The organism is Flavonifractor sp. An100 (genome assembly GCF_002161175.1).
Classification (GTDB): domain Bacteria; phylum Bacillota; class Clostridia; order Oscillospirales; family Oscillospiraceae; genus Lawsonibacter.
Window position 1 is genome coordinate 64,489 of the sequence record NZ_NFMA01000003.1, and the last position, 19,196, is coordinate 83,684.

The 19,196-nt window shown below is 54.1% G+C and carries 15 protein-coding genes; 2 read left to right on the forward strand and 13 right to left on the reverse strand.

Annotation, left to right across the window (positions count from 1 at the left end; translation table 11 throughout):
• Positions 1-607 precede the first annotated feature (607 nt).
• From B5E43_RS02690 to B5E43_RS02700, 3 genes are read right to left on the reverse strand one after another with little or no spacing between them, the layout of a single operon-like run.
• The gene (locus B5E43_RS02690; protein ID WP_087393374.1) at positions 608-2,962 is read right to left on the reverse strand and encodes a DUF87 domain-containing protein; all 2,355 of its coding nucleotides are present in this window, start codon (positions 2,960-2,962) and stop codon (positions 608-610) included.
• On the reverse strand, positions 2,959-3,300 hold the full coding sequence (locus tag B5E43_RS02695) for a PrgI family protein (protein WP_087393376.1): 342 nt from the start codon (positions 3,298-3,300) through the stop codon (positions 2,959-2,961). The genes B5E43_RS02690 and B5E43_RS02695 overlap by 4 nt, the downstream gene beginning before the upstream one ends.
• Before the next feature lie 3 nt (positions 3,301-3,303).
• Positions 3,304-4,143: a hypothetical protein gene (locus tag B5E43_RS02700; RefSeq protein WP_087393378.1), complete on the reverse strand. Its 840-nt coding sequence runs from the start codon at positions 4,141-4,143 to the stop codon at positions 3,304-3,306.
• A 111-nt stretch (positions 4,144-4,254) separates the two neighbouring features.
• Between B5E43_RS02700 and B5E43_RS02705 the strand changes: the two genes are divergently transcribed.
• Positions 4,255-4,524, forward strand: a complete 270-nt coding sequence (locus B5E43_RS02705) for a type II toxin-antitoxin system Phd/YefM family antitoxin (protein ID WP_087266575.1) — start codon at positions 4,255-4,257, stop codon at positions 4,522-4,524.
• Complete coding sequence (locus tag B5E43_RS02710) at positions 4,505-4,819, forward strand: type II toxin-antitoxin system RelE/ParE family toxin (RefSeq protein ID WP_087393380.1); 315 nt, start codon at positions 4,505-4,507, stop codon at positions 4,817-4,819. The genes B5E43_RS02705 and B5E43_RS02710 overlap by 20 nt, the downstream gene beginning before the upstream one ends.
• Before the next feature lie 44 nt (positions 4,820-4,863).
• On the opposite strand, the gene B5E43_RS02715 is transcribed toward B5E43_RS02710, so the two are convergent.
• From B5E43_RS02715 to B5E43_RS02760, 10 genes are all read right to left on the reverse strand, one after another.
• Positions 4,864-5,214, reverse strand: coding sequence for a TrbC/VirB2 family protein (locus B5E43_RS02715; protein WP_087393383.1), 351 nt, complete (start codon positions 5,212-5,214; stop codon positions 4,864-4,866).
• Positions 5,183-6,979 carry a type IV secretory system conjugative DNA transfer family protein gene (locus tag B5E43_RS02720; RefSeq protein WP_242964679.1) on the reverse strand — a complete coding sequence of 599 codons (1,797 nt, stop codon included), beginning with the start codon at positions 6,977-6,979 and terminating at the stop codon, positions 5,183-5,185. Before B5E43_RS02720 ends, B5E43_RS02715 begins: the two co-directional genes overlap by 32 nt.
• Before the next feature lie 3 nt (positions 6,980-6,982).
• The gene (locus tag B5E43_RS02725) at positions 6,983-12,985 is read right to left on the reverse strand and encodes a SpaA isopeptide-forming pilin-related protein (protein ID WP_087393385.1); all 6,003 of its coding nucleotides are present in this window, start codon (positions 12,983-12,985) and stop codon (positions 6,983-6,985) included.
• A gap of 87 nt (positions 12,986-13,072) precedes the next feature.
• Positions 13,073-13,927, reverse strand: coding sequence for a hypothetical protein (locus B5E43_RS02730; protein WP_087393387.1), 855 nt, complete (start codon positions 13,925-13,927; stop codon positions 13,073-13,075).
• 69 nt (positions 13,928-13,996) lie between these two features.
• Positions 13,997-14,824, reverse strand: a complete 828-nt coding sequence (locus B5E43_RS02735) for a class D sortase (RefSeq protein ID WP_087393389.1) — start codon at positions 14,822-14,824, stop codon at positions 13,997-13,999.
• Position 14,825: 1 nt separating this feature from the next.
• Positions 14,826-15,833 (reverse strand): hypothetical protein, encoded by a 1,008-nt coding sequence (locus tag B5E43_RS02740; RefSeq protein ID WP_087393391.1) that lies wholly within the window; start codon positions 15,831-15,833, stop codon positions 14,826-14,828.
• Entirely contained in the window at positions 15,830-16,468 is a 639-nt protein-coding gene (locus B5E43_RS02745) for a PcfB family protein (protein ID WP_087393394.1), read from the reverse strand. The genes B5E43_RS02740 and B5E43_RS02745 overlap by 4 nt, the downstream gene beginning before the upstream one ends.
• Entirely contained in the window at positions 16,443-17,792 is a 1,350-nt protein-coding gene (locus B5E43_RS02750; protein WP_158098942.1) for a relaxase/mobilization nuclease domain-containing protein, read from the reverse strand. Before B5E43_RS02750 ends, B5E43_RS02745 begins: the two co-directional genes overlap by 26 nt.
• Before the next feature lies 1 nt (position 17,793).
• Positions 17,794-18,099, reverse strand: coding sequence for a plasmid mobilization relaxosome protein MobC (locus tag B5E43_RS02755; RefSeq protein ID WP_087393398.1), 306 nt, complete (start codon positions 18,097-18,099; stop codon positions 17,794-17,796).
• A 130-nt stretch (positions 18,100-18,229) separates the two neighbouring features.
• Entirely contained in the window at positions 18,230-19,192 is a 963-nt protein-coding gene (locus B5E43_RS02760; RefSeq protein WP_087393400.1) for a DUF3991 and TOPRIM domain-containing protein, read from the reverse strand.
• Positions 19,193-19,196: the final 4 nt, after the last annotated feature.

Here is a 19,196-nt window from a genome sequence, read left to right on the forward strand (position 1 = left end):
TTAAGTGGGATTGATCTCTCGTACTAAATTTAATCTGCTCCGCTTTCTTTGCCTTTGACCGCTGAGCATCCTTGATGGCTTTTTTGCGTCCGAGTTCCTTTTGCCTTCCTCCTATATTTTGTGTGTCGCCATTTAGTCGAGCACTATTAGTTGTGGAAAAATCGGTGGAAGTTGTGGACAAGTCATGCCGATAGTATTTTGTGGGCGATTCGGCCCTTCCATAGCTGTCGAAATGGTTTGAATCCAAAGGGGTGTCAGTGTTTGTTTCCAACACTTCGCCGGGGGTGTTTGGAGGTTGAGAACTGCTTGTCTGAGGCTGTTCTGACACAGTGTTCTTATCCTGTGTCACTTTCTTCCGGCGACGTCGAACAAACTCTTTTTTTACCTTTTGCTTGAGGGCGTCACCTGCGGTTCTTGCCACCCGCTTTCCGCCGCCCTCCACATGATCGGTAGCATAACGCACCGGGTCTTTCTGGCCCGGTGCGTTGCGTTCTTGCTGCTCCTGGTACTTCTCCTTGATGATGGACTTGGCTTCTTTGGGAACAAAGCCGGAAGTTTTCACTTTCGGCTTATCCATGGAGCCTTTTTTCTTAATATCAGCCATGGCTTATCCCTCGCCCGGACGAGTGCTCATCAAGCGGTACAGTTCCGTATCCTTGGGAAAGTCGTTGACAAAGGGGACGATGGCCCCGCCGACTTTGATCAGACCGTGACCGGCGGGAGCATTATTGACATGATCCATCTGTGTATCCGAGGTGCCCAGCAGTTTGGCCAACTCCATCCGATCCGTAGCCGCCTGGTTGAACATGAGGAGGAATTCACTGTTTGCAAACATGAGTTTTGCCGTTTCGGATCGCAGACACTCCTCCACGTTCTGAGTGATCCCGGTCAGCATCGCACCATACTTCCTGAACCGTTTCCAACACTTATAGAGGAATTCACCGCTGTACTGGTTGATACTGCTCTGGCCCCTCCCAGAGCCGCTGGAAAAGAACAGATAAATCTCGTCGATATAGACGTGAGTGTACCGGCCCTGCTGCCGGTTACGGATGACACGGTTGAAAATGGCGTCCAGCATGACCAACAGGCCCACGGGCTTGAGGTTCTCGCCCAAATCCTGAATGTCAAAGCAAAGCAGCCGGTTATTGGAGTTGATATTGGTCTGATGAGAGAACACATTGAGGGTGCCGGTGGTAAACAGCTCCAAGGCCAGGGCAATGTCGTGGGCGGCAGGCTCTTTCTGCATCATCAGATCACGGTGCAAGTCCTTCAAAGTGGGAGGCTCCCCCTTAAAGTCCTTGATGTATTCCCGGTAGATATTGGCCGTACAGCGGTCGATAATGGATTTTTCTTTGGCCCCAATTTCCTGATTGCCCATCAGCTGCTCACATAGAGACATGATGAACTCGCTTTTCAGTACCAGGGGATTCTTGCCGTCACCATATTCCGCCGACAAGTCCAGGGCGTTGATGTAACTGCACTGGTCGCTGGAGGCCGAGATGGTGATGACCTCACCTCCCAGCGCCCGAACAAGAGGGCCGTACTCTCGCTCCGGGTCAACCACAATGATGTCGTGGTCTGTGCCAAGCATCAGGGAGGTCAGCTCCTGCTTTGCTGCCATGGACTTACCGGAGCCAGAGACACCCAGGATAAAGCCGTTGCCGTTGAGTAGGTTGGCCCGGTTGCAGATAATGAGGTTGTGGGACACGGCATTGACACCATAGTAAACGCCGCCCTTATCCTGGATCTCCTGGGCCTTGAAAGGCATGAGGACGGCGGTACTTTCGGTGGTCAGGCTACGCATAGCGTCCACCCGCTGGAGGCCGTAGGGCAGGACAGTGTTAAGTCCGTCCTCCTGCTGGTATTTGAGGGTGGAGATCTGACAACCACGGCCCTGGCCAATAGAAACCAGAGTTTCGGTGTCCTGATCCAGCTGCTCCAGCGTGTCGGCCAGATGGGTGATGGTCACCTGTCCCAGCATCAGGCCCTGGTCACGGGTGGTTACATCGTCCATCAGTTCACGGGTCTGGAGGCGGCTTTGCTCCAGGTGGTACGGGATGGTGGCGTTGAAATTGTTGAGGGAATTCTGCCGCTGGGTAAAGCGGCCTACGTCCGATTCAATGGCCATAATCCGCCGCTGGATCTCCTTCACCACTTCATCGGTGGGAATGGGCAGAAGGTTGATGGAGATCATCATGTTCCGGGGCAGGTCACTCAGCTCCGTAATCATCTCATCCTTAATGAAACTGGCATAATCCCGGAGAAACAGGACACGGCCCACCTGATCTCCAATCTCATAGTGGTCTTTATAGAAAGTCATGCAGTCCGGGGCAATGGCGTCCCGGAAGTCATTACCCCTGTGAGCGATGCGGTTGAGATCGAAGTAAAAGTCCGGGTCATTGGGACGGAAGAAGTCATGGAACAGCCGCATACGCTCCACCACGTTGGTATCTCGCACCATAACATCCATGCGAGACAGGTAGGTGCTCAATTCTGTGCCCACACGATTAAAGAAGGCACGGGCCTCCTCAATGTTTTTCCGCTCCACAGAGATGGTGATGTACTTCTCCTGGGTGAGATTGTTGCTGTTTGCCGCATTTTCTGTCAGAATGTCATTGTATTCCACCCGGTAACGATCCTTGCCGTCGCCAGCCATCTGCATCAGCAGGTTGCGGCTAAACTCCTGCTGGTTCATGGTGCGGTTAAACAGGGTGATCTTCACCAGCGCCCGCACCGGCAGGGAGTTGAGGAAAGCGCAGTAGCTGAGGAACAGCGCCTCCTTCTTTTCCGGCCCAGCTACCGCATAATTGACATCAAAAAATCTCCAGGTCTTGGAGTAAAGACCGGCGACTTCAAAGACACCATCCTTATGCACTTTTTTGATGGGGATTGACTGCTGGACGCTGCGGGGGATAAAAAACTTTTCGAGATTGGGGTTCTTCCCCTTAAAGGGCTTAATCATTTCCTTTTTCCCTCCTGTCGCTTGGTTTCAGGGATAAAGCGGTTTTGTGATTTCCAAACACGGTGATTGGACAGCAGAAAGCAGGACTTGAACCACACCCAGGCGAATTTCTCCAGCTTCATGCCGTTATACTGGAAAAAGCCAGCCACCGCAAAAGGAGCGGCTCCCAGAATACAGATCCAGCTCACCGATTCCCGGCCCATGAATCTGCTAAGTAAAGCATACAGCCCCAGAGCGGTTCCAACCGACAGGACGGAGCAGAAAAACTGCCGCATGGTCAGGCCGAAGAAGATAGTTTCCTGATAGGTCAGGATTTCCTTGTTGATTTTGATTTCCATAGATCACACTCCAAACATTTCTTTGGCAATGCGGTCGGCGGCTTTTACAAGCCCAACCAGCACCAAAAGGTTGAAAATCGTTTCGCCCAGATAGCTCCAGACCTGAGTGATAACGGATGTTTCTGCGTCAATGACGGGTGTTCCGCTGGAAACATAGGCCGTAAAGATAATGCAGGCCAGCACCACCACGGCCCCCTCCATGCAGACACCGATATAGCTTTTGAGAAAGGACTTGCCGATAAAGGAAGTGCTTTCTCCCGCAAAGGAAGATAGAGCAATGGGCGAAAGAGCCGCATACATATAGAGCTTGAAAAATCGGCCATAGACCGTGAGGATCATAATAAATGCCAATACAGTGATAAACAAGCTGCCCAGCAATGTGACCAGCCACAGAGGGATGCTCTCCAGGAAACCCAGGCTGTTGATGGCATCTATCATTTCCGTTGGCATGGTAATAGATGCTCCATCGGCACCGCCGATACTGCCCGCTGCGGTTGCCACAATGCCATTGCATACCGCAAAGATTTTCGTCAGAAAATCCAGTCCGTAGGTAATGGCCACCTTCGCCAACACAAATTGGATCAGGTGGCGCACCACATATTCCGGTCGTTGGAAGTCCCGGAAGCTGGCAGCACTCCGAAAAAGGCTGATAGCAAAGAACAGTACCAGAAGGCCATAACCGATGGCCTGCATACCGCCATTGATGGTGACGATAGTGCTCCAGATCGTGCCGCCCTTGAAGGTTTCCGGCGACTGGGTCAGCAGGCCCCACATTTCCTCCATTTTGGTGTTCCATGTGGTAAATGCGTTTTGAAGGTTGTCTACAACCCAGTTGTTGTCCAAATTGATTCACCTCCAGGTGATAGAGTTTTGGATATGGTTAGATTATCTGCCGCCTTGATAATGTGGCGTAATTGTGATAAAATATAGCCATGTCAGAAAGGGGGCTTTTCTATGCTGGATATTCGCCCGGTTTCCGATCTGCGCAACAAATTCAGCGAGATTGAGGAAACGGTCAAGAGCGGTCAGCCGGTTTACCTGACCAAAAATGGCTACGGTTCCATGGTGGTGCTCAGCCTGGAGCAATATGCCGCATTGACGGATGAAGTGGAGCTGCGCCTGGACGAAGCTGACCGGGCTGCGGCGGCAGACAGTGTCCGCTATACGGAAGAAGAAGTGTTTGGCAGAGTGAGGAGTCGGCTCCATGAACGGAAAGCACTATAAGCTGCGGTTTTTGCCATTATTTGAAGATGACCTAGCAGGCATTGTGGACTATATTGCATATCGTTTGAAGAACCCCATAGCGGCTGACCAGTTAGTGGATGCCGTTCAGGAGGCCATTCGAGAGCGCACCACCTGTGCGGAAGCGTTTGAGCCGTATCACTCGGCAAAGGAGCGGCAATATCCGTACTACCGGATCTACGTGAAAAACTATGTCATTTTTTACGTTGTGATCGGAGATATAATGGAGGTGCGCCGCATCCTCTACAATCGTCGGAATATCCCGGAGCATATTTAAGCGCAGCCGGTCTGTCAGCGATGGCAGACCGGCTGCTTCTTTTCTCAGATAGCGCCGATGGTGGTCAGGATCTCCTTGGCGAAGGCAATCATCAGCCCACCGAACAGGCAAAGGAAGCCCTGGGTGCGCTGGCTGGCATCATGGGACTGTATGCTCATGCCAACCTGGACAACGCCCCAGCCCAGGATGATGACGCCGATGGCTTTGATGATATTGAAAATGAAGTCGGAAAGGCTGTTGACGATAGTCAACGGATCAGAACCAGCAGCCATAGCGGGCACCGTGCAGAGCGTAAAGGCCAGAACCGTAAGGGCCCCTGCGAAGTAGCGCCGTCTGACACGGCGGCACAGCGTGTTGGGCTGCTCATTCTTCTTCATCTTCATCAGGATTTTCATGGTCAAATTCCTCCATTGTATCAAATTGATAATCGTCCAGAGAACGAAAATCGTAGGGCAGATCGGATACCTCAAATTTGGTGGGCAGGCTCTTATGGACATAGGGCGCTGCGCCGCCGTCCTCCGTCAGCTTAATATTGGGGTGCTTTATGAGGTCGTATTTTTTATCCAGGACAGGCCGCTCGCCCCGGATCAGCAGAATAGAATCGTCGGTATCCATTAAGCGAATTTCCTCCTGCATCATCAGTTCACGGCCCGCCTGCTGGTAGTTGGTGGAGCTGGAGCCGCTGTGCCCGCGGGTCAGGCCACGGGTACGGGTGTCCAACGTTTCCTTGCCCAGCAGCTTGCTCATAAACTCCAGAGAGGTCGGCTCATTGCCGCCACCCAAAAACAGGAGGGTATCACAGTTGCCGATGATACTCTCCCATTCCTTTTCGTAGATATTTTTGATCTGAGCGATATTTTGGACAATGATGTTTAGGCTCACGTTATAGCTGCGGCACGTTGCAAGAATTTTCGGGTAGCTGTCCGGCTGGGCTACATTTGCCCATTCATCCTGGATGACACGCACGGGGATGGGCAGTTTGCCATTGTACTTCTCGTCCGCTACCCGGTACAGTTCCTGAAAGCATTGGGTGTAGAGCATACCCACAAGGTAGTTCATGCTGCCGTCCGCCACAGGAATGACACAAAAAATGGCCCTCTTGCGTTCTCCAAGAGAGCCGAAGTCCATATCGTCCCGGAAGGTCATGGCGGCAAACTGCGGCATGGCCAATGCCGCCAGACGCACAGCCGCCGACACCAGGATGGTCTTTGCCGTTTTGCCAGCCGCCTGCTTAAAAATCTTGTACTGGTGGACTGCTATGTGGTCTGGTTTCTCATATTCCAGCTCCAGGAACAGTTGATCCAGTGGGCTTTGGTACTGTTCATCCTCCTCTCGCACCTGCGCACAGGTCAGCAGGTAGGTAATCATTTCAAGGTTTTGCTCATAAGGCGGAGCCTCATGGAGCAGATAGAGCATAAGAGCGGAATCCAGTGCAATTTCCGCTTTTTCCCAAAATGGGTCAGAGTTATTTGCGTTCTTGGGTGTGGTATTGCGGATCAGATTGTCCATCAGCTTTAGCACGTCGGCCTCGTTGCGGATATAGGCGAAGGGGTTATAGCCATCCGATTGGCTGGGGTCGATCAGGTTGAACACCACGATCTCATATCCCATCTCTTTGAGCAGATTGCCGGAAGCCCGCAGCAGCTCCCCCTTGGGATCTGTGACGATGTAGGAGCAGTTTGCGCTGTAAAGCCACGGCTTGGCCACAAAGCGAGTCTTGCCGGAGCCGGAGCCGCCCACCACAACGATGTTGAGGTTGCGCCGGTGCTTGTAGCTGTTGAAGCTGATAGATACGTTCCTGGTCAGGATCACGTTGGACAGCGGATTTTTAGCATCCATGTACTTCTTGCAGAGGGCCTTGGGGTCGCCCCATTTGGCTGAGCCATACTCCTCTCCGGGCCTGCGATTCTCCCTGGAGGTGTAATACAAGCCGATTCCGCAGCAGTAACACACCAGACAGATCAACACAACCTTCATGGAGTGGGGTTTCCACTGGATGGAGAACGGATGGGCAAACTGCCCGGATATGCGCTCCATCAGGGTAAATAGGTTCATACCGTCCTCGTAGGCGGTGGCAATCAGCAGAGCGGCCCAAATCACCAGAACAGACAGTGCCGCCCACAAAGGGGCGGCACTGCGAAAATTCTGATTGCGCTTCACGGCTTAATACCCGGTTTTGGGCAGGGTCGTAATGGTCTTGGCGTAAACCTTGGTCACCCAGCGGCTCACGGTCTGAATCCACTGACCATTGTAGACGCCGCCCACATCGGCCACATTGACAATGCTGGAGCCATTGGCAAGGCCATTCACCACATTGCCGTGGATATAGGCGGTTTCCACCTGACCAAAGCCGCCCTTGACGGTGCCGAACACGAACATGATCTCAGTGACACGCTCGTTGGAGGCAAGGCCCAGGGCCGCAGGGCTGGCTTCCAGCACATAGTTCTTGGTGGTGGAAAGGCTGTCTGCCAGGGTCTGATAGCTGTCTTTCAGATTGGTCTTATAGACGATCTTATAGGAGAGCTGCTGGTTGTAGGTACCGGTGACCACCTTGGAAAGCTGCACCTGACCGGGCAGCGTGTCTCTCCAGTAGAAGGAGGACAGCGGTACGGTAGAGGTGTTTCCGATGCCGGTGATGGTGTACCGGATGGGCTGGTTGGGCATGACCTCGGCATAGCCGGTCTTTTTGATGGATACGCCGGTGGACACGCTGTTGTCCTCCACCTCGAAGGTCACGATCTGGCCCTCATAATCCAAGTATGCGGTCAGGACGGTGGGATTGATGGAGTAATAGTTGGGGGCCTGTACCTCACGGATGGTATAGCGGCCCAGGGGCAGGAGCTTGGATACCGCTCTGCCATTGTAGTCGGACACAATGGTGTCCACCACATTGCCCGCCTTGTCGTAGACCTCAAACACAGCCCCTTCCAGCAGCGTCCCGGCGGGCAGGGCGTTGATGGGGTTATCGTCCGCAGACTTCTTGATGATCTGGATCTGCCCCATGATGGGGGTGTTCTCCCACTCCACCAAGGTTGTCTCGCCGGACTTTACATAGACGGTCTTGCGCTGGGTGTCTAGGATGTACCCCTCGTTCTCCAGCTCACGGAGATAGTAGCGCCCGGTTTCGATGTTCTCAATGTAGACGTAGCCCTGGTTGTCGCTGGTGTACTGGCCCACAGGGTTATTGTTGGCGTCATACAGCAGGAAGGTCACGCCGTAGATGCCCTTGCCGGTGCTGCTGTCGGTCTTGTGAATGAGGATGCCGGAGAAGGCTTTGTTGGTCACGGTCAGCTTACTGGTCTTGCCGTCCACCACCTCGAAGTAGTGGGGGGTATCATCCAGCTTATAGCCCTCCGGGGCCTCGATCTCCACCGCATAATAGGCCCCGTCCTCCAGGGCCAGGAACACCCGGCCATACTTGTCGGTGGTCACGGTATCCACCAGGGCGTCATTCATCTGGCGGATTTCAAAAGTGGCATTGGCCAGCCGCTCCGTTTTATCCGCTTCGTCAACCTTGATGATCTCCACGCCGCCCACAGGGTCGTTGTAGAAGGTCAGCTCCTGGGTGTCGTTGGGATTGATAACCACCGTCTGGGTACGGGTTTCTTCGTGGATGGTATAGCCCTCAATGGTCTTGGTTTCCGTCACCACGATGGTGCCGGTCAGCCCGGACAGGATGATCTGGCCGTTTTCATCGGTGGTATAAAGGCCCTTGCTGGACAGGGTGCCGCCCTCTGCGTCCACATAGGAGCCGTCGGAATAGGTCAGCTCAAACTCCACGCCCTCCAGGGGAGCCTTGGTGACAGAATCCAGCTTGTTAATGATAAGATTGCCCTTGGGCTGGTTGAAGAACTCCAGGGTGTAGGTCTGATGATCCTTGATCTCAATGGTCTTGGGGGTGTTGTCCAGCAGGTAGCCATCCTTGGCCTTGACCTCCTGAACCACATAGCCGCCCGGTTCCAGGTCAGGGATGGTGATATAACCGTTTTCATCGGTGCGGAACTCGCCGTTGGACGTACCGACTACGGCCCCGTCCGTGGTGGTCACTTTGAAGATTACCTCGCTGAGGGGTTCTTTGGTTACGCTGTCCATCTTCTTGATGACCAGTCCACCCAGCGGCTCATTGGCGATGGTGACTTCCTTGCAACTGCCGCTCTCCACCTTGACGGTCTGGGCGGTACCGTTAAGCAGATAGCCCGCTGCGGCCTTGGTTTCCGTAATGGAGTAGCAGCCGGAGGGAATGTGGCTCAGCTTGATCTGGCCGTTGGCATCGGTGGTATAAGTGCCTGCGGGATACTCGCAGCCGTTGCACCCGGCGATCTTGAACTGGACACCGGACAGGGGCTTGCGGGTCACGCTGTCCACCTTGGTAATGAGGAGACAGCCCTGGGGCGCATTGCGGAATTCGAGGGTGACGGTCTGTCCCGCCTTGATCGTGGCGGTCTGGGGAGTATCGTCCAGCTCATAGCCGGTCTTGGCTCTGGTTTCCTTGACCACCAGGGTGGTGCCGGGGTCGATACCCTCAACCAAAATCGTACCGGCGCTGTCGGTGACAAATTTGCCGTTGGCGTCGCCTACCACAGTTCCGTCGGCGGTAGTGATCATGAACTCCACATCACTGAGCGGCTCATGGGTTTCGCTGTCGATCTTCTTAATCAGCAGGCTTCCTTTGGGAGAGTTGCCGAAGTACAGCTGCACCACATCCTGCTCCTTGCCGGAGATAAACACGGTCTGGGGTGCGGTGTCGATGACATGGCCATTGGGACTGGCCATCTCCTCCACGACATAAGTGCCCGCCTCCAGGCCGGTGACGGTAAAGCTGCCGTTGGCGCTGGTCTTATAGGTGCCGATCACGGTGCCGCCGGTGCCGGAGGTGCCGCCCAGGTAGCGTACCTGGAACACAGCGCCCTCCAGGGCCTCGCCGGTGACGGAATCGAACTTCCAGACCACCAGGGCACTGAGGGGCGTGTTCTCAAAAATCAGCTCCACAGCCTTGTCGTTGTCTACGTAGATGGTCTGCTCGGAGGGGTCACGGAGGGCATAGCCGGTGGGCGGATCAACCTCCACCACCTTGTACCAGCCGGTGTCCAGCTTATCCAGGTAGATTTCGCCGTTTTCATCGGTATAGTAGAAGTTCTGATCCAGTTTCTGATAGGTGCCGTCCTCGGTGTTGTCCTTGGCTACCCAAAGCTCAAACTTTGCCCCCTTCAGAGGATTGCCGGTGACGGAATCAATCTTCTTGATGGTCAGGCCCGGTTTCTTCTCGTTCTCAATGGAGATCTCGGTGGTTTTACCGGGCCGCAGATAAACCTCGTGAGGGGTGGAGTCCAGAATGTAGCCGTCCGGGGCCTGGATTTCGGTGACGATGTAGTAACCCTCATCCAGATGGATATTCTCAACGGTAATAGAACCGTCCGGGCCTACGGGGAAGTCTCCAATCTTCACGCCCGCCTTGGTCTTGACTTCAAAGATAGCCCCCGTCAGGGCGTTGCCGTTGATGTCCACCTTGTGGATGGTCAGCGTGGGCCGCTTGTAGTTCTGGAACTGCACCGTAGCGTCCCGGTTCGGCTCCAGTGTCACCTGCTGGGGCGTGGTGTCCAGGATATAGCCCTCCGGCACACTCTGCTCGGTGACGGTGTAGACGCCGGGCAGCAGGTTCTCGATGGTCACGGTGCCGTCCTCGCCGGTGGGTTCGGTGGTAATGGTGGGGCCGTCCGCATAGTTCAGCGTGAAGGTGACGCCGGAGATGGGTTCGCCGGTGTCCTTATCAGTCTTGCGGATAGTCAGGTCAGGCCGCTTGTCGTTCTGAATGGTGATTGTAGAGGTCTGACCAGGGAACAGCTCAACGTGGTATTCGGTGGGGTCTAAGATGTGGTCGGCCACCGTAGCGGTTTCCTTGACGGAGTAGACACCCGGCTCCAGATCCGCAATCAGGATCTCGCCCTGGGAATTGGTGGTACGGTCAAGGTAGTGGCTTCCATCCTCGATTTTGGCAATGCGGAAGGTGACGCCAGCCAGCCGGGAGCCGTCGGCGCTGAGCTTAATCAGCTGGAAGGACGGCTTGATGGAGTTGGTAAAGACGAACTGGGCGTCCTCGTTGGGATCAAGCTGGATAATGCGCTGGGCTTCATCGATGATGTAGCCGGGGCAGGACTTCTCCGTTACCACATAGGCTCCAGCGGGCAGGTGGGATAGGTCGATCTCGCCGTTTTCATCGGTGGTAAACTCCTCCGGGCCATAGTCACCCGCCACCGACTTGATCTCAAAGACCGCATTGGGGATCACCTTGGACGGATCGGCAGAATCCACCTTAATGAGCCTCATGCCGGGTTTCATATCATTAAAGAAGGTCAGCTCTTTGATGCCGTCACCGGCCTTCAGTTCCACCGACTGGGGGGTGGTGTCCAGGATATAGCCATCATCGCCGGTATCCACCTCAACGGCCCGGTAGGTTCCGGGTTCCAGATCGGTCAGCAGAATTTCACCAAATGCGTCCGTTTGGAATTTACCCAGGCTTACTTCGTCACGGAATACCTCGAAGGTCACTCCGGGCATGGCCAGATAGTTTTTGCGGTCGTACTTGACAATGCGTAGGCCGGGGAGTTCCTCATTGATGATAGGCAGCGTGGTGGTTTCACCGGCAACTACCGTCGTGGTGTAGATGGTATCGTCCAGCTTCCAGCCAACCGGAGCCGTCTTTTCCTGAACACGGTAGGCTCCAGGCTTGATCTCGGTGAAAATAGCACAGCCTGCGGAGTTGGTGGTGGTGGTGTAGGTCTGCCCACTTTCGATATGCTCAATGGTGATAACGGCACCGGGCAGGTTCATACCCGTGTTGGACTTCTTTTCGATGCGCAGACTGCCATAGGGATCGTTGAAGTAGGTGACTTCCGCAATCTCATCATATACCACTGTCACATTCTGCGTGGGTTCCTTGCTGATCAGGTAATGATTGGGGGCTTCCCGCTCAATGACGGTGTAATTGCCGGTTTTCAGCAGGGGAATATAGATCTCGCCGTTGCTGTCAGTGACAAAGGAGCCAATGCTGTCACCATCGGGGCCGATAACCTCAAACCGTGCGCCGGAAAGAGGCAGCTCCGTCCCGGTTTCGTATTTCAGAATCCGCAGTCCAGTTTCATCGGGTTCATCGTCCGGGTTATCAGCGTAATTGCTGTATGCGGACAGGTTCATGGTAACGGTGGGGTCGGTGTCTACTACATAGTTCTGCAAGTTGCCATAGGTGTCCTTCTCTTGGCATACGGCATAGAACACAGCGTACTTGTAGACATTTGTGCTGAAGGAGAGCTGGACGCTGCCAGTCTCACCCTGGATGCTGTCTGCCGGGTAGAGCACCTTGAACTGACCGGCGTACCCATCGCCAGTCCCTTCGGTTGTAATGGTGGTAATATCCTGGTTGTTAAGGTCAACAATACGGGTTCCTTCGGGAACAGAGGCGGGGTCGGTGAAACCCACATTGACTGTATAATCGCAAACCCAGGTCTTGCTCCAGAAGGTAAATACCTGCTGCTTGTACTGCTTGCCGTCTACGGTGACGGCGTATGCGGTATCACGATCCGGGGTGCAGGTGACACTGGGAGAAAGTGTCTCAGTCCAGCTGGTGCCCCTGGCGTAAATGTCCTTTGTTGCCGCAAGAATTTTCTGCGCCCGGGTCAACTCAACTCCAGACAGGGAGGGATTAACTTTCAGGTTATTGATGTTCCAGTTGGAGAGCAGATAGCACCAGAGCGCCATTTTTGTGGCATAGTACGCCTGGTACTTGTTCTCCAGGCTCAGCTCCGCAAGGCCACGGGTAGGATAGCCGTTTGCAATAATACCCATCACCTTGGGATCGCTGGTCTTTTCTTCGGCCAGATAGGAAATGCTTTCCCCAACCCCAACGGTCTGCGGAACTCCATATAGATTGGGGTTGACGCAGTAGGCCGGGATCTCCTTCTGCTGGCCAGCTGCGTTGATGTAATTGTAGTAAGTGTACTTCTGGGACTGTACCCGCCCGTTGATGGACAGGTAGGCCAGCTCGTAACCGCCGTTGTAGATGTCAACTTCACCCAGAGCGTCCTCCACAGTGTTGGCAGCAGAGGCAAAGCCGGTACAGAGGCTCAGCAAGGTGGCAATGCACAGTACCAGTGCAAGCAGTCTCCGTGTCATGGTATGACCTCCTTTGAATAGCAAAGACGCCCGGTGCAATCGCATTGGGCGTCTTTTTAGGTGGATATGAAGTTTAATGGATATAGGCTAGATGCGGTGCATGATGTTATACTCGGTGCGCTGGAAAACGCCGTTTTTATAAACGTCCCACGCTTCCATGTAATAGGTTCCGGGAGGGCAGGAATTAAAGAGATTGGTAATCTCAGAAGATCTCCAGGGCCAGAAGGTCTGTGGGGTGATTTCCGTAGGAATAGTGAGGGAAATCTTCACCTTCGCATTTTCGCTGGGATGGAGAACCGGCTTCCCATCCTTCCAGGTTTCGGGGTTGTCTCCGATGGCATTAAATAAAGTATACAGCATCCGGCGGGATTCGTAGATGTTGCGGGCAAAGAGATAGTCCTGTCCTGCGCTGCTGTACCGGCGAATCTCCGGGGCAGGGAGTTCTACCTGGGGCATGAGGCTCCAATCGCAGGTGGCGGTGGGCAGTTCAGGGAGAGGGCCATCCTGGAACATATTCTTGTCCCAACGGCTCACGTCTGTAATAGTGTAGGTAGAACCGTCATCGCAGAGGATCTGATCGCCTACTTTGGGCTGATACCGGGAGCCGGTTGCCGCCGCCGCATGATAGGGGTCTGCGGTGGTAGCCACGTTAGCCGGATTCTCAGTCTGTCCGGTAGGCTCTGTGGTAATCACCACGGTGCGGGTGTCGTTGTCCCAGCTCACGCCAAATCCCAGCTGGTCGCCAAGATCCCGGAGTTGGAAGTAGTTGTTGCCGTTAATCACATAGCCAATCAGCTCGATTTCCTGACCGTCCAATGTGATCCGCTGGTCAAGGTCGGTGGTGGGTGTTGCAAGGATGCCAGCAGCATAGGCTACGCTGCCGCCAAACAGGGCAGCCCCGCAGAACAGACCTGCGAGAAACATGGGGATATTCTTTTTCATCATCAAAGCCTCCTTGTCTGAGTGATTTCTGCCGACATCATAGCAAGGATATAAGAGGCTGTCAAAAAATCAAACCATCTTTGCCTGCACACACCAACGATAAGCGGGCTGATCCATGACACAGGTGACGAGGGTGATGATGTTGTCGTTGGTGGCATCCAGCACCGACACCTGGGTGCTGAGGATCTTCTGCACCGAGTACACCTCATAGGTGCGGGTGCCCAGCTTTGTGGTCAGGGTAATTTTATCACCTCCAGACAGCGTATGGATTTTGCCAAAGTGGTTATTCACACCTCTGTTATGGCCTGCGATTGCCACATTGCCATTCCAGATGCTGGTGTTCTCAAAATGCCCCGCCCCCGTAGCCAGGGCGGTGGCGCTCGTTCCCTCGTTGACATTGACCTTCAGGCCGATGGAAGGGATGGACAAGGTGGCGATATAGCCGCCGCTGTAATAGAGGGCATCCGTCACCGGCGTATAGGCCGTTACGCTGCCGCTGGTATCCACACTGGGTAAGGTCGGCACCGTGGAGGTGTTTGGAATGGTGGTCGTTCCGGTAGCTCCGGGGACAGTCACCGTCCCGGGGCCCGCCGTGGTGCCGTTTCCGGGGCCAGTATAAATTTGCCCGTCCCGGATCAGATTGGGCGTCAGCAGCTCGCCGCTGCCCAGAACGTAGGAGGTGGGCGAGCCAAAGGTAGGTGGAATCAAGGCGGCGTTCTTGCTGCGGTCGGTGTTGGCCGGTGCGCCGGTGGTCACATAGATGGTGTCATCCGAGGTGGGCCTGCCAAAGAGCGGATTGTCCGGCGCATCAAAGGAATACTCCAGCGCACTGGCGGGCAGCATGGTGGCCCCCGTCAGGCAGCAGGCGGCAAGCAGCGTGGCAAGCAGTTTCTTCATGTCATTCGTACCCCCGTTTCTTGTTGATGTAGTGTTTGTAGCCTTTCTGCCCAAAATAACCGGCGCAGCCCAGAGCACCCAACCCAAGGGGGATCAGCAGCCATTTCCAATCAAAGGAGAACGGGGCGGACTGCGTGGTGTCGATAGCGGCATCAGTGTCCTCACCGGCAGATGCGGAGTCGCCGCTGGAAAACACCGCCGTATAGGTAATCACATCGGTACTCACCCTGGTGACTTCTCCCATATAGTTTGCCGTAACCACATAGCCGGTGGCGTATTTGCTGGTGGCTGTGCCGGTATAGGTGGCGGTGGCGGTATAGCGCAGGGCCATATCATATCCATCGGTCTGGGTTGTTGCGGCCTCCTGCCACTGCACATCGGCCAGCGTCAGCGTCCGGCCACTGTCTGTAATGCTCTTGGGAATCAGGGACACATCTGCCCCGGACAGGTTGGGATAGGTGCGGGTGGCCGATACAGTACGGCTGCTGCTCTTGTAGCCTGCGGCCTCCACGGTAATGGTGGTGTGATCCAGGGAGAGAACACCCTGATAGCCGTCCTCGGTCTGTACCTCCAACTCCGGCTCCAGCATGGCAAGGATCTTGTTCATGTCCTGGGTATCGGAATCCAGGGTCAGAACCTCCGTATAGTCCTTGGTATCGCTCTCGATCTGTGCCTGCTTCAGCACATCCAGCAGCGTGTAGACCTTTCCCTCACGCTCAAAGTCCTCGGTGGGAATAGCGGAGGGATCGTCCTGGGAGGAGAGGTAGTAGACCTTCTCAATGCGGGTAATCCCATTTTCCTCACTTTGCCTCACTTCGGCAGGATAGAGCGGCACCGGATCAGGCGTAGGAATCGTCATGTCGGTCACCTCCTCGGTGGCAGGGGAGGCGGTGCTATCGCCTTCCGCCCCCTGCGGCGTTTCGCTGGGAGCCGCCGCCGCAAATGCAGTGGTCATGATGCCGCAGAGCAGCAGCGTCATGGCACACAAGGTACAAAAGATACGCTTCATCGTTCCAGTCCTCCTTTTGTTTTTTTGCCGTTCTTGGCATGGTGAAAAACGGGAGCGCCCTTTTCACGCTGGGGCTGTCCCTTTTTACGCTGCGCCTGCTGCGCTTTCAGTTCTTCCATTTTTTTGCGCACGGAGGGGCGCTGTTTGGGGTCACTGGTCATAGTCTCGGTAGCTGCTCTCGTATCTGTCCCGTATTCCCTGAATCTTTCGCCGGATGGAACACGGGACGGCTCTTTTTTTGCGGCCTCGTCCTCCTGGCGGGTGGGAACAGCAATACCCATACGCTCCAGGATGCGATTGATCTGCCGGGCGTCCTTGGCCTTTGCCATGATCTCCACCGTGCCGGTCTTTTCCGCCTTGTTGATGATCGGATAGTACAGGACGCCGTACTGGGTGCTTTCCTTTTTGAACGCAGCCAAGTCCTGCTCGTTGATGGAGAAAATGGTCAGCTCCTCACGATCCTGGATCAGCCGCTTCAATGTGGTTTTACCGGCAACCTTCTGGTTATCGTTGGCAAGGGCAATCAGCAGCGCCGCCAGATTCTTGGCTCCCAGCCCTGCCAGCTTTAGGGCGCTCTCGGTAATCTGAATTCCTTCCCGTACCATCAGATCAGCGGTTTCTCCGCTGGTACTCATGTCTTACAGCCTCCTTCTGATTTTGTGATTTGTTTTCCTCGAACTCCCGTAAGTTCTGCTGAATACCGGGAACCTGCTGTTCGATTCGTTTGCAGAGCGTTCGCTCCTTCCGCAGTTGCCGTAAGGAGGCGGTCTGGCGGTCAATCTCACGGGCGAGTTCTTCTTTGATCTTCTCATCGGTTTCACACCTCCTTTTTGCATAGAGCGGTTGCCTGAGTTCTGTCCGCAGCTGGATCTCCTGCTCGATTTGTGCCTGACGCTCCATAAGTTGCTCCACGGTGGAAATGCCATGCTCATGGAGATATAAAAATTGCGCCTGATAGCGTTCCAGACGGAGCACCTCACGACGCATTTCATAAGAGATTCTTTTTCGGATCGGCCTTTTGTACCGGCGTAGCAGATAAACGTATCTGAGGTACAGCGCATAAAAGCCGGTGATCTTCTTTTTGCGGACAGTTTTCCAGGAGCCGGAGAAACGATAGCGCCGAACCGGAAGCGGTTGATAGGCCGCAACACGGCCTTCCAAAATAGCCCGCTGCTGCTCCTGGATGCGCCGCTTGATGTCCTCCACGGTGTACCCTTCGCCCAGCCGATCCAGACGGAAATTTCGCTTTGCTCCGGGTGGGCGAACAGTCAGATATTTGCGGTTGGGGTTCCGGGAAACTGTGTACCCCTTTTTCTCCAACAGGTTGAGAAAATCGGGGAAAGTGAAGCTATCACGGATCACCAGATCTATCTCGTCTCGAAGCATTTGAGAGAGGGTCGGTTTTCCCTCCTTCTGAGCCTTCCATACGGCATAGTGTTCGCCCTTGCCCTTGGGGTCAATTACCATCAAGTGGTGTTCTGCACACAGCTCATCTGAAATCCTGCGGATCTCCTGAAAGTAGTGTTGATAAGAGGAATGATATTTCTTCCCGTCTATAAGGGAAACAGAATTTACGATGATGTGATTATGAAGATGTGCTTTATCCAGGTGTGTCCCTATCACAGCTTCAAAGCGGTCGCCCAAAAGCCGCTTGCAAAACTCCAGGCCGATATTGTGGGCTTGCTCCGGGGTGACTTCTCCTGGAGCAAAGGATTGGATAATGTGAAAGCCCTGCACCCCATCTGTTTTACCGAACCGGATTTTCGTGTTCATCATTTCATCGTAAACCGATTCTGGAGTCAAACAGTTGATAGCGGAGACAAAGAAATTTTGCTCCGTTTTTTCTGGATTGGCGATGTAAGCAATGTCCGTAGCCAGATGAGTTTTCTCGCTGTTGGTCACATAGTTAAGGCGGGCGGATAATTGATGCTTGATGGAAAGAATCTTCGTAACGCCCATATCACAGTTCCTTGACCTTGCCCCAAATATCATCCAACTTGGAGTAGATCTCCGCAAGCTCCTCGGAGCGCACAAAGTGCCGTGCGTTGGACACACGGGCAATCTGGTTGATGTTATCGCTGGTCGATTTCAGCAGCCGCAGCAGCTCCGCCAGTTCTTGCGGAGGCTTCGCCTTTACCGTTTCTCCAAGAATGAGTTTACGGATATAAGCCTCTCTAGAAAGGCCGGAAATTTTTGCTGAAGTAATCAGGTGACAATACTCGTTTTCATTGAGACGAACCATTTGCTGGAGAGGACGGTTTCGCATGAAAGCCTCCTTTCTGAGCCGGGGGTTTCAGGGGGGATTCCCCCTGACAAGCTGCGTTTGGCTAGCCAAATGCGATGCTTGCGGAAAGAGCGGCAAAGCCGCTCCTTCCCCCGGCACCTTTCCGAAAAAACTACCGTTCCTCTCCGCCACGGGTTTTCACCCGGCCTGCGATTCCTTTTTGAATCTGCAAATAGTCGTTGTAATCCTTTCCCTTGGGTGGGGGATTGTCCAGTACCCGATACCCATGCAAGCATTGTTGAAGTGCCTGCGCCGTCTCCCGGCCACGCTCATCGTTGTCCAGACACAAAATGATTTTTTTAATGCCCGGATTGTGCTGGAGATAGGTTTCCAATGCCAGCGGTAGTTTTAACTCTGCGTCGGCCTTGGGACGATAAATTCCAGACAGAGAAAGACAGTTGGCGCTTCGCCAGTTCTGTCCCTTTCGCTTGAGGATACTCAGATAGGAGAGAGCGTCAATGGCGCTTTCAAAAACGCACACACTCTCCCGGTTGTTGGCTTGCAGCGGCATACAAAACGAATATCGCTTATCGCTCCCGGCTACCTCTCCAACAAAGGTTGAATGAGACAATGTACCTCGCAAAGAGGCGTATTTGGCTGTTCCATTTTCAAAGCCCACAAATACGCAGTTGTGCCGTTTGGCGTCCTCATAAAGTTGGCCAGATTTAATGCAATGATTGATGATTTCAGCGTCAATTCCCCTGGCACGAAGATAAGCAAACACTCGTCTGGTATCGGGATTTTGTTCGGGCAGCTGAAAGTCAGGTCTGGCCTTGGGAGGCGGTTTTGATACAGGCCGGGAAGAAAGCAGCGGCTGCTCACCGAGGATCAATCCAACCGCCTCCGGCAGTTTGTAGCCACGCACTTTGACCAGATAATCCAGGGCAGTAGAGCCTCCAATATTACGGCTCCACCAGCACCATTTTCCGTTAGAAATTTTCAGCGAGTCATGGGTTTTTGTGCAGTAGGTTCCACCGCTCACATGAACCAATTCTCCGGGGTCATAGCGTTGTAAGTAAGTCAGTAAATCCATTTGCCGAGCCTGCTGGATTTGTTCTTTTGTGTAGTACGGCACTCAG

Bases quoted from the DNA above. Each gene is read 5' to 3' on its own strand.
- B5E43_RS02745 (WP_087393394.1), bottom strand. From the start codon at position 16,468: ATGAGTACCAGCGGAGAAACCGCTGATCTGATGGTACGGGAAGGAATT.
- B5E43_RS02710 (WP_087393380.1), top strand. From the start codon at position 4,505: ATGAACGGAAAGCACTATAAGCTGCGGTTTTTGCCATTATTTGAAGAT.
- B5E43_RS02730 (WP_087393387.1), bottom strand. From the start codon at position 13,927: ATGAAAAAGAATATCCCCATGTTTCTCGCAGGTCTGTTCTGCGGGGCT.
- B5E43_RS02695 (WP_087393376.1), bottom strand. From the start codon at position 3,300: ATGGAAATCAAAATCAACAAGGAAATCCTGACCTATCAGGAAACTATC.
- B5E43_RS02755 (WP_087393398.1), bottom strand. From the start codon at position 18,099: ATGCGAAACCGTCCTCTCCAGCAAATGGTTCGTCTCAATGAAAACGAG.
- B5E43_RS02750 (WP_158098942.1), bottom strand. From the start codon at position 17,792: ATGGGCGTTACGAAGATTCTTTCCATCAAGCATCAATTATCCGCCCGC.
- B5E43_RS02705 (WP_087266575.1), top strand. From the start codon at position 4,255: ATGCTGGATATTCGCCCGGTTTCCGATCTGCGCAACAAATTCAGCGAG.
- B5E43_RS02740 (WP_087393391.1), bottom strand. From the start codon at position 15,833: ATGAAGCGTATCTTTTGTACCTTGTGTGCCATGACGCTGCTGCTCTGC.
- B5E43_RS02735 (WP_087393389.1), bottom strand. From the start codon at position 14,824: ATGAAGAAACTGCTTGCCACGCTGCTTGCCGCCTGCTGCCTGACGGGG.
- B5E43_RS02690 (WP_087393374.1), bottom strand. From the start codon at position 2,962: ATGATTAAGCCCTTTAAGGGGAAGAACCCCAATCTCGAAAAGTTTTTT.
- B5E43_RS02725 (WP_087393385.1), bottom strand. From the start codon at position 12,985: ATGACACGGAGACTGCTTGCACTGGTACTGTGCATTGCCACCTTGCTG.
- B5E43_RS02715 (WP_087393383.1), bottom strand. From the start codon at position 5,214: ATGAAAATCCTGATGAAGATGAAGAAGAATGAGCAGCCCAACACGCTG.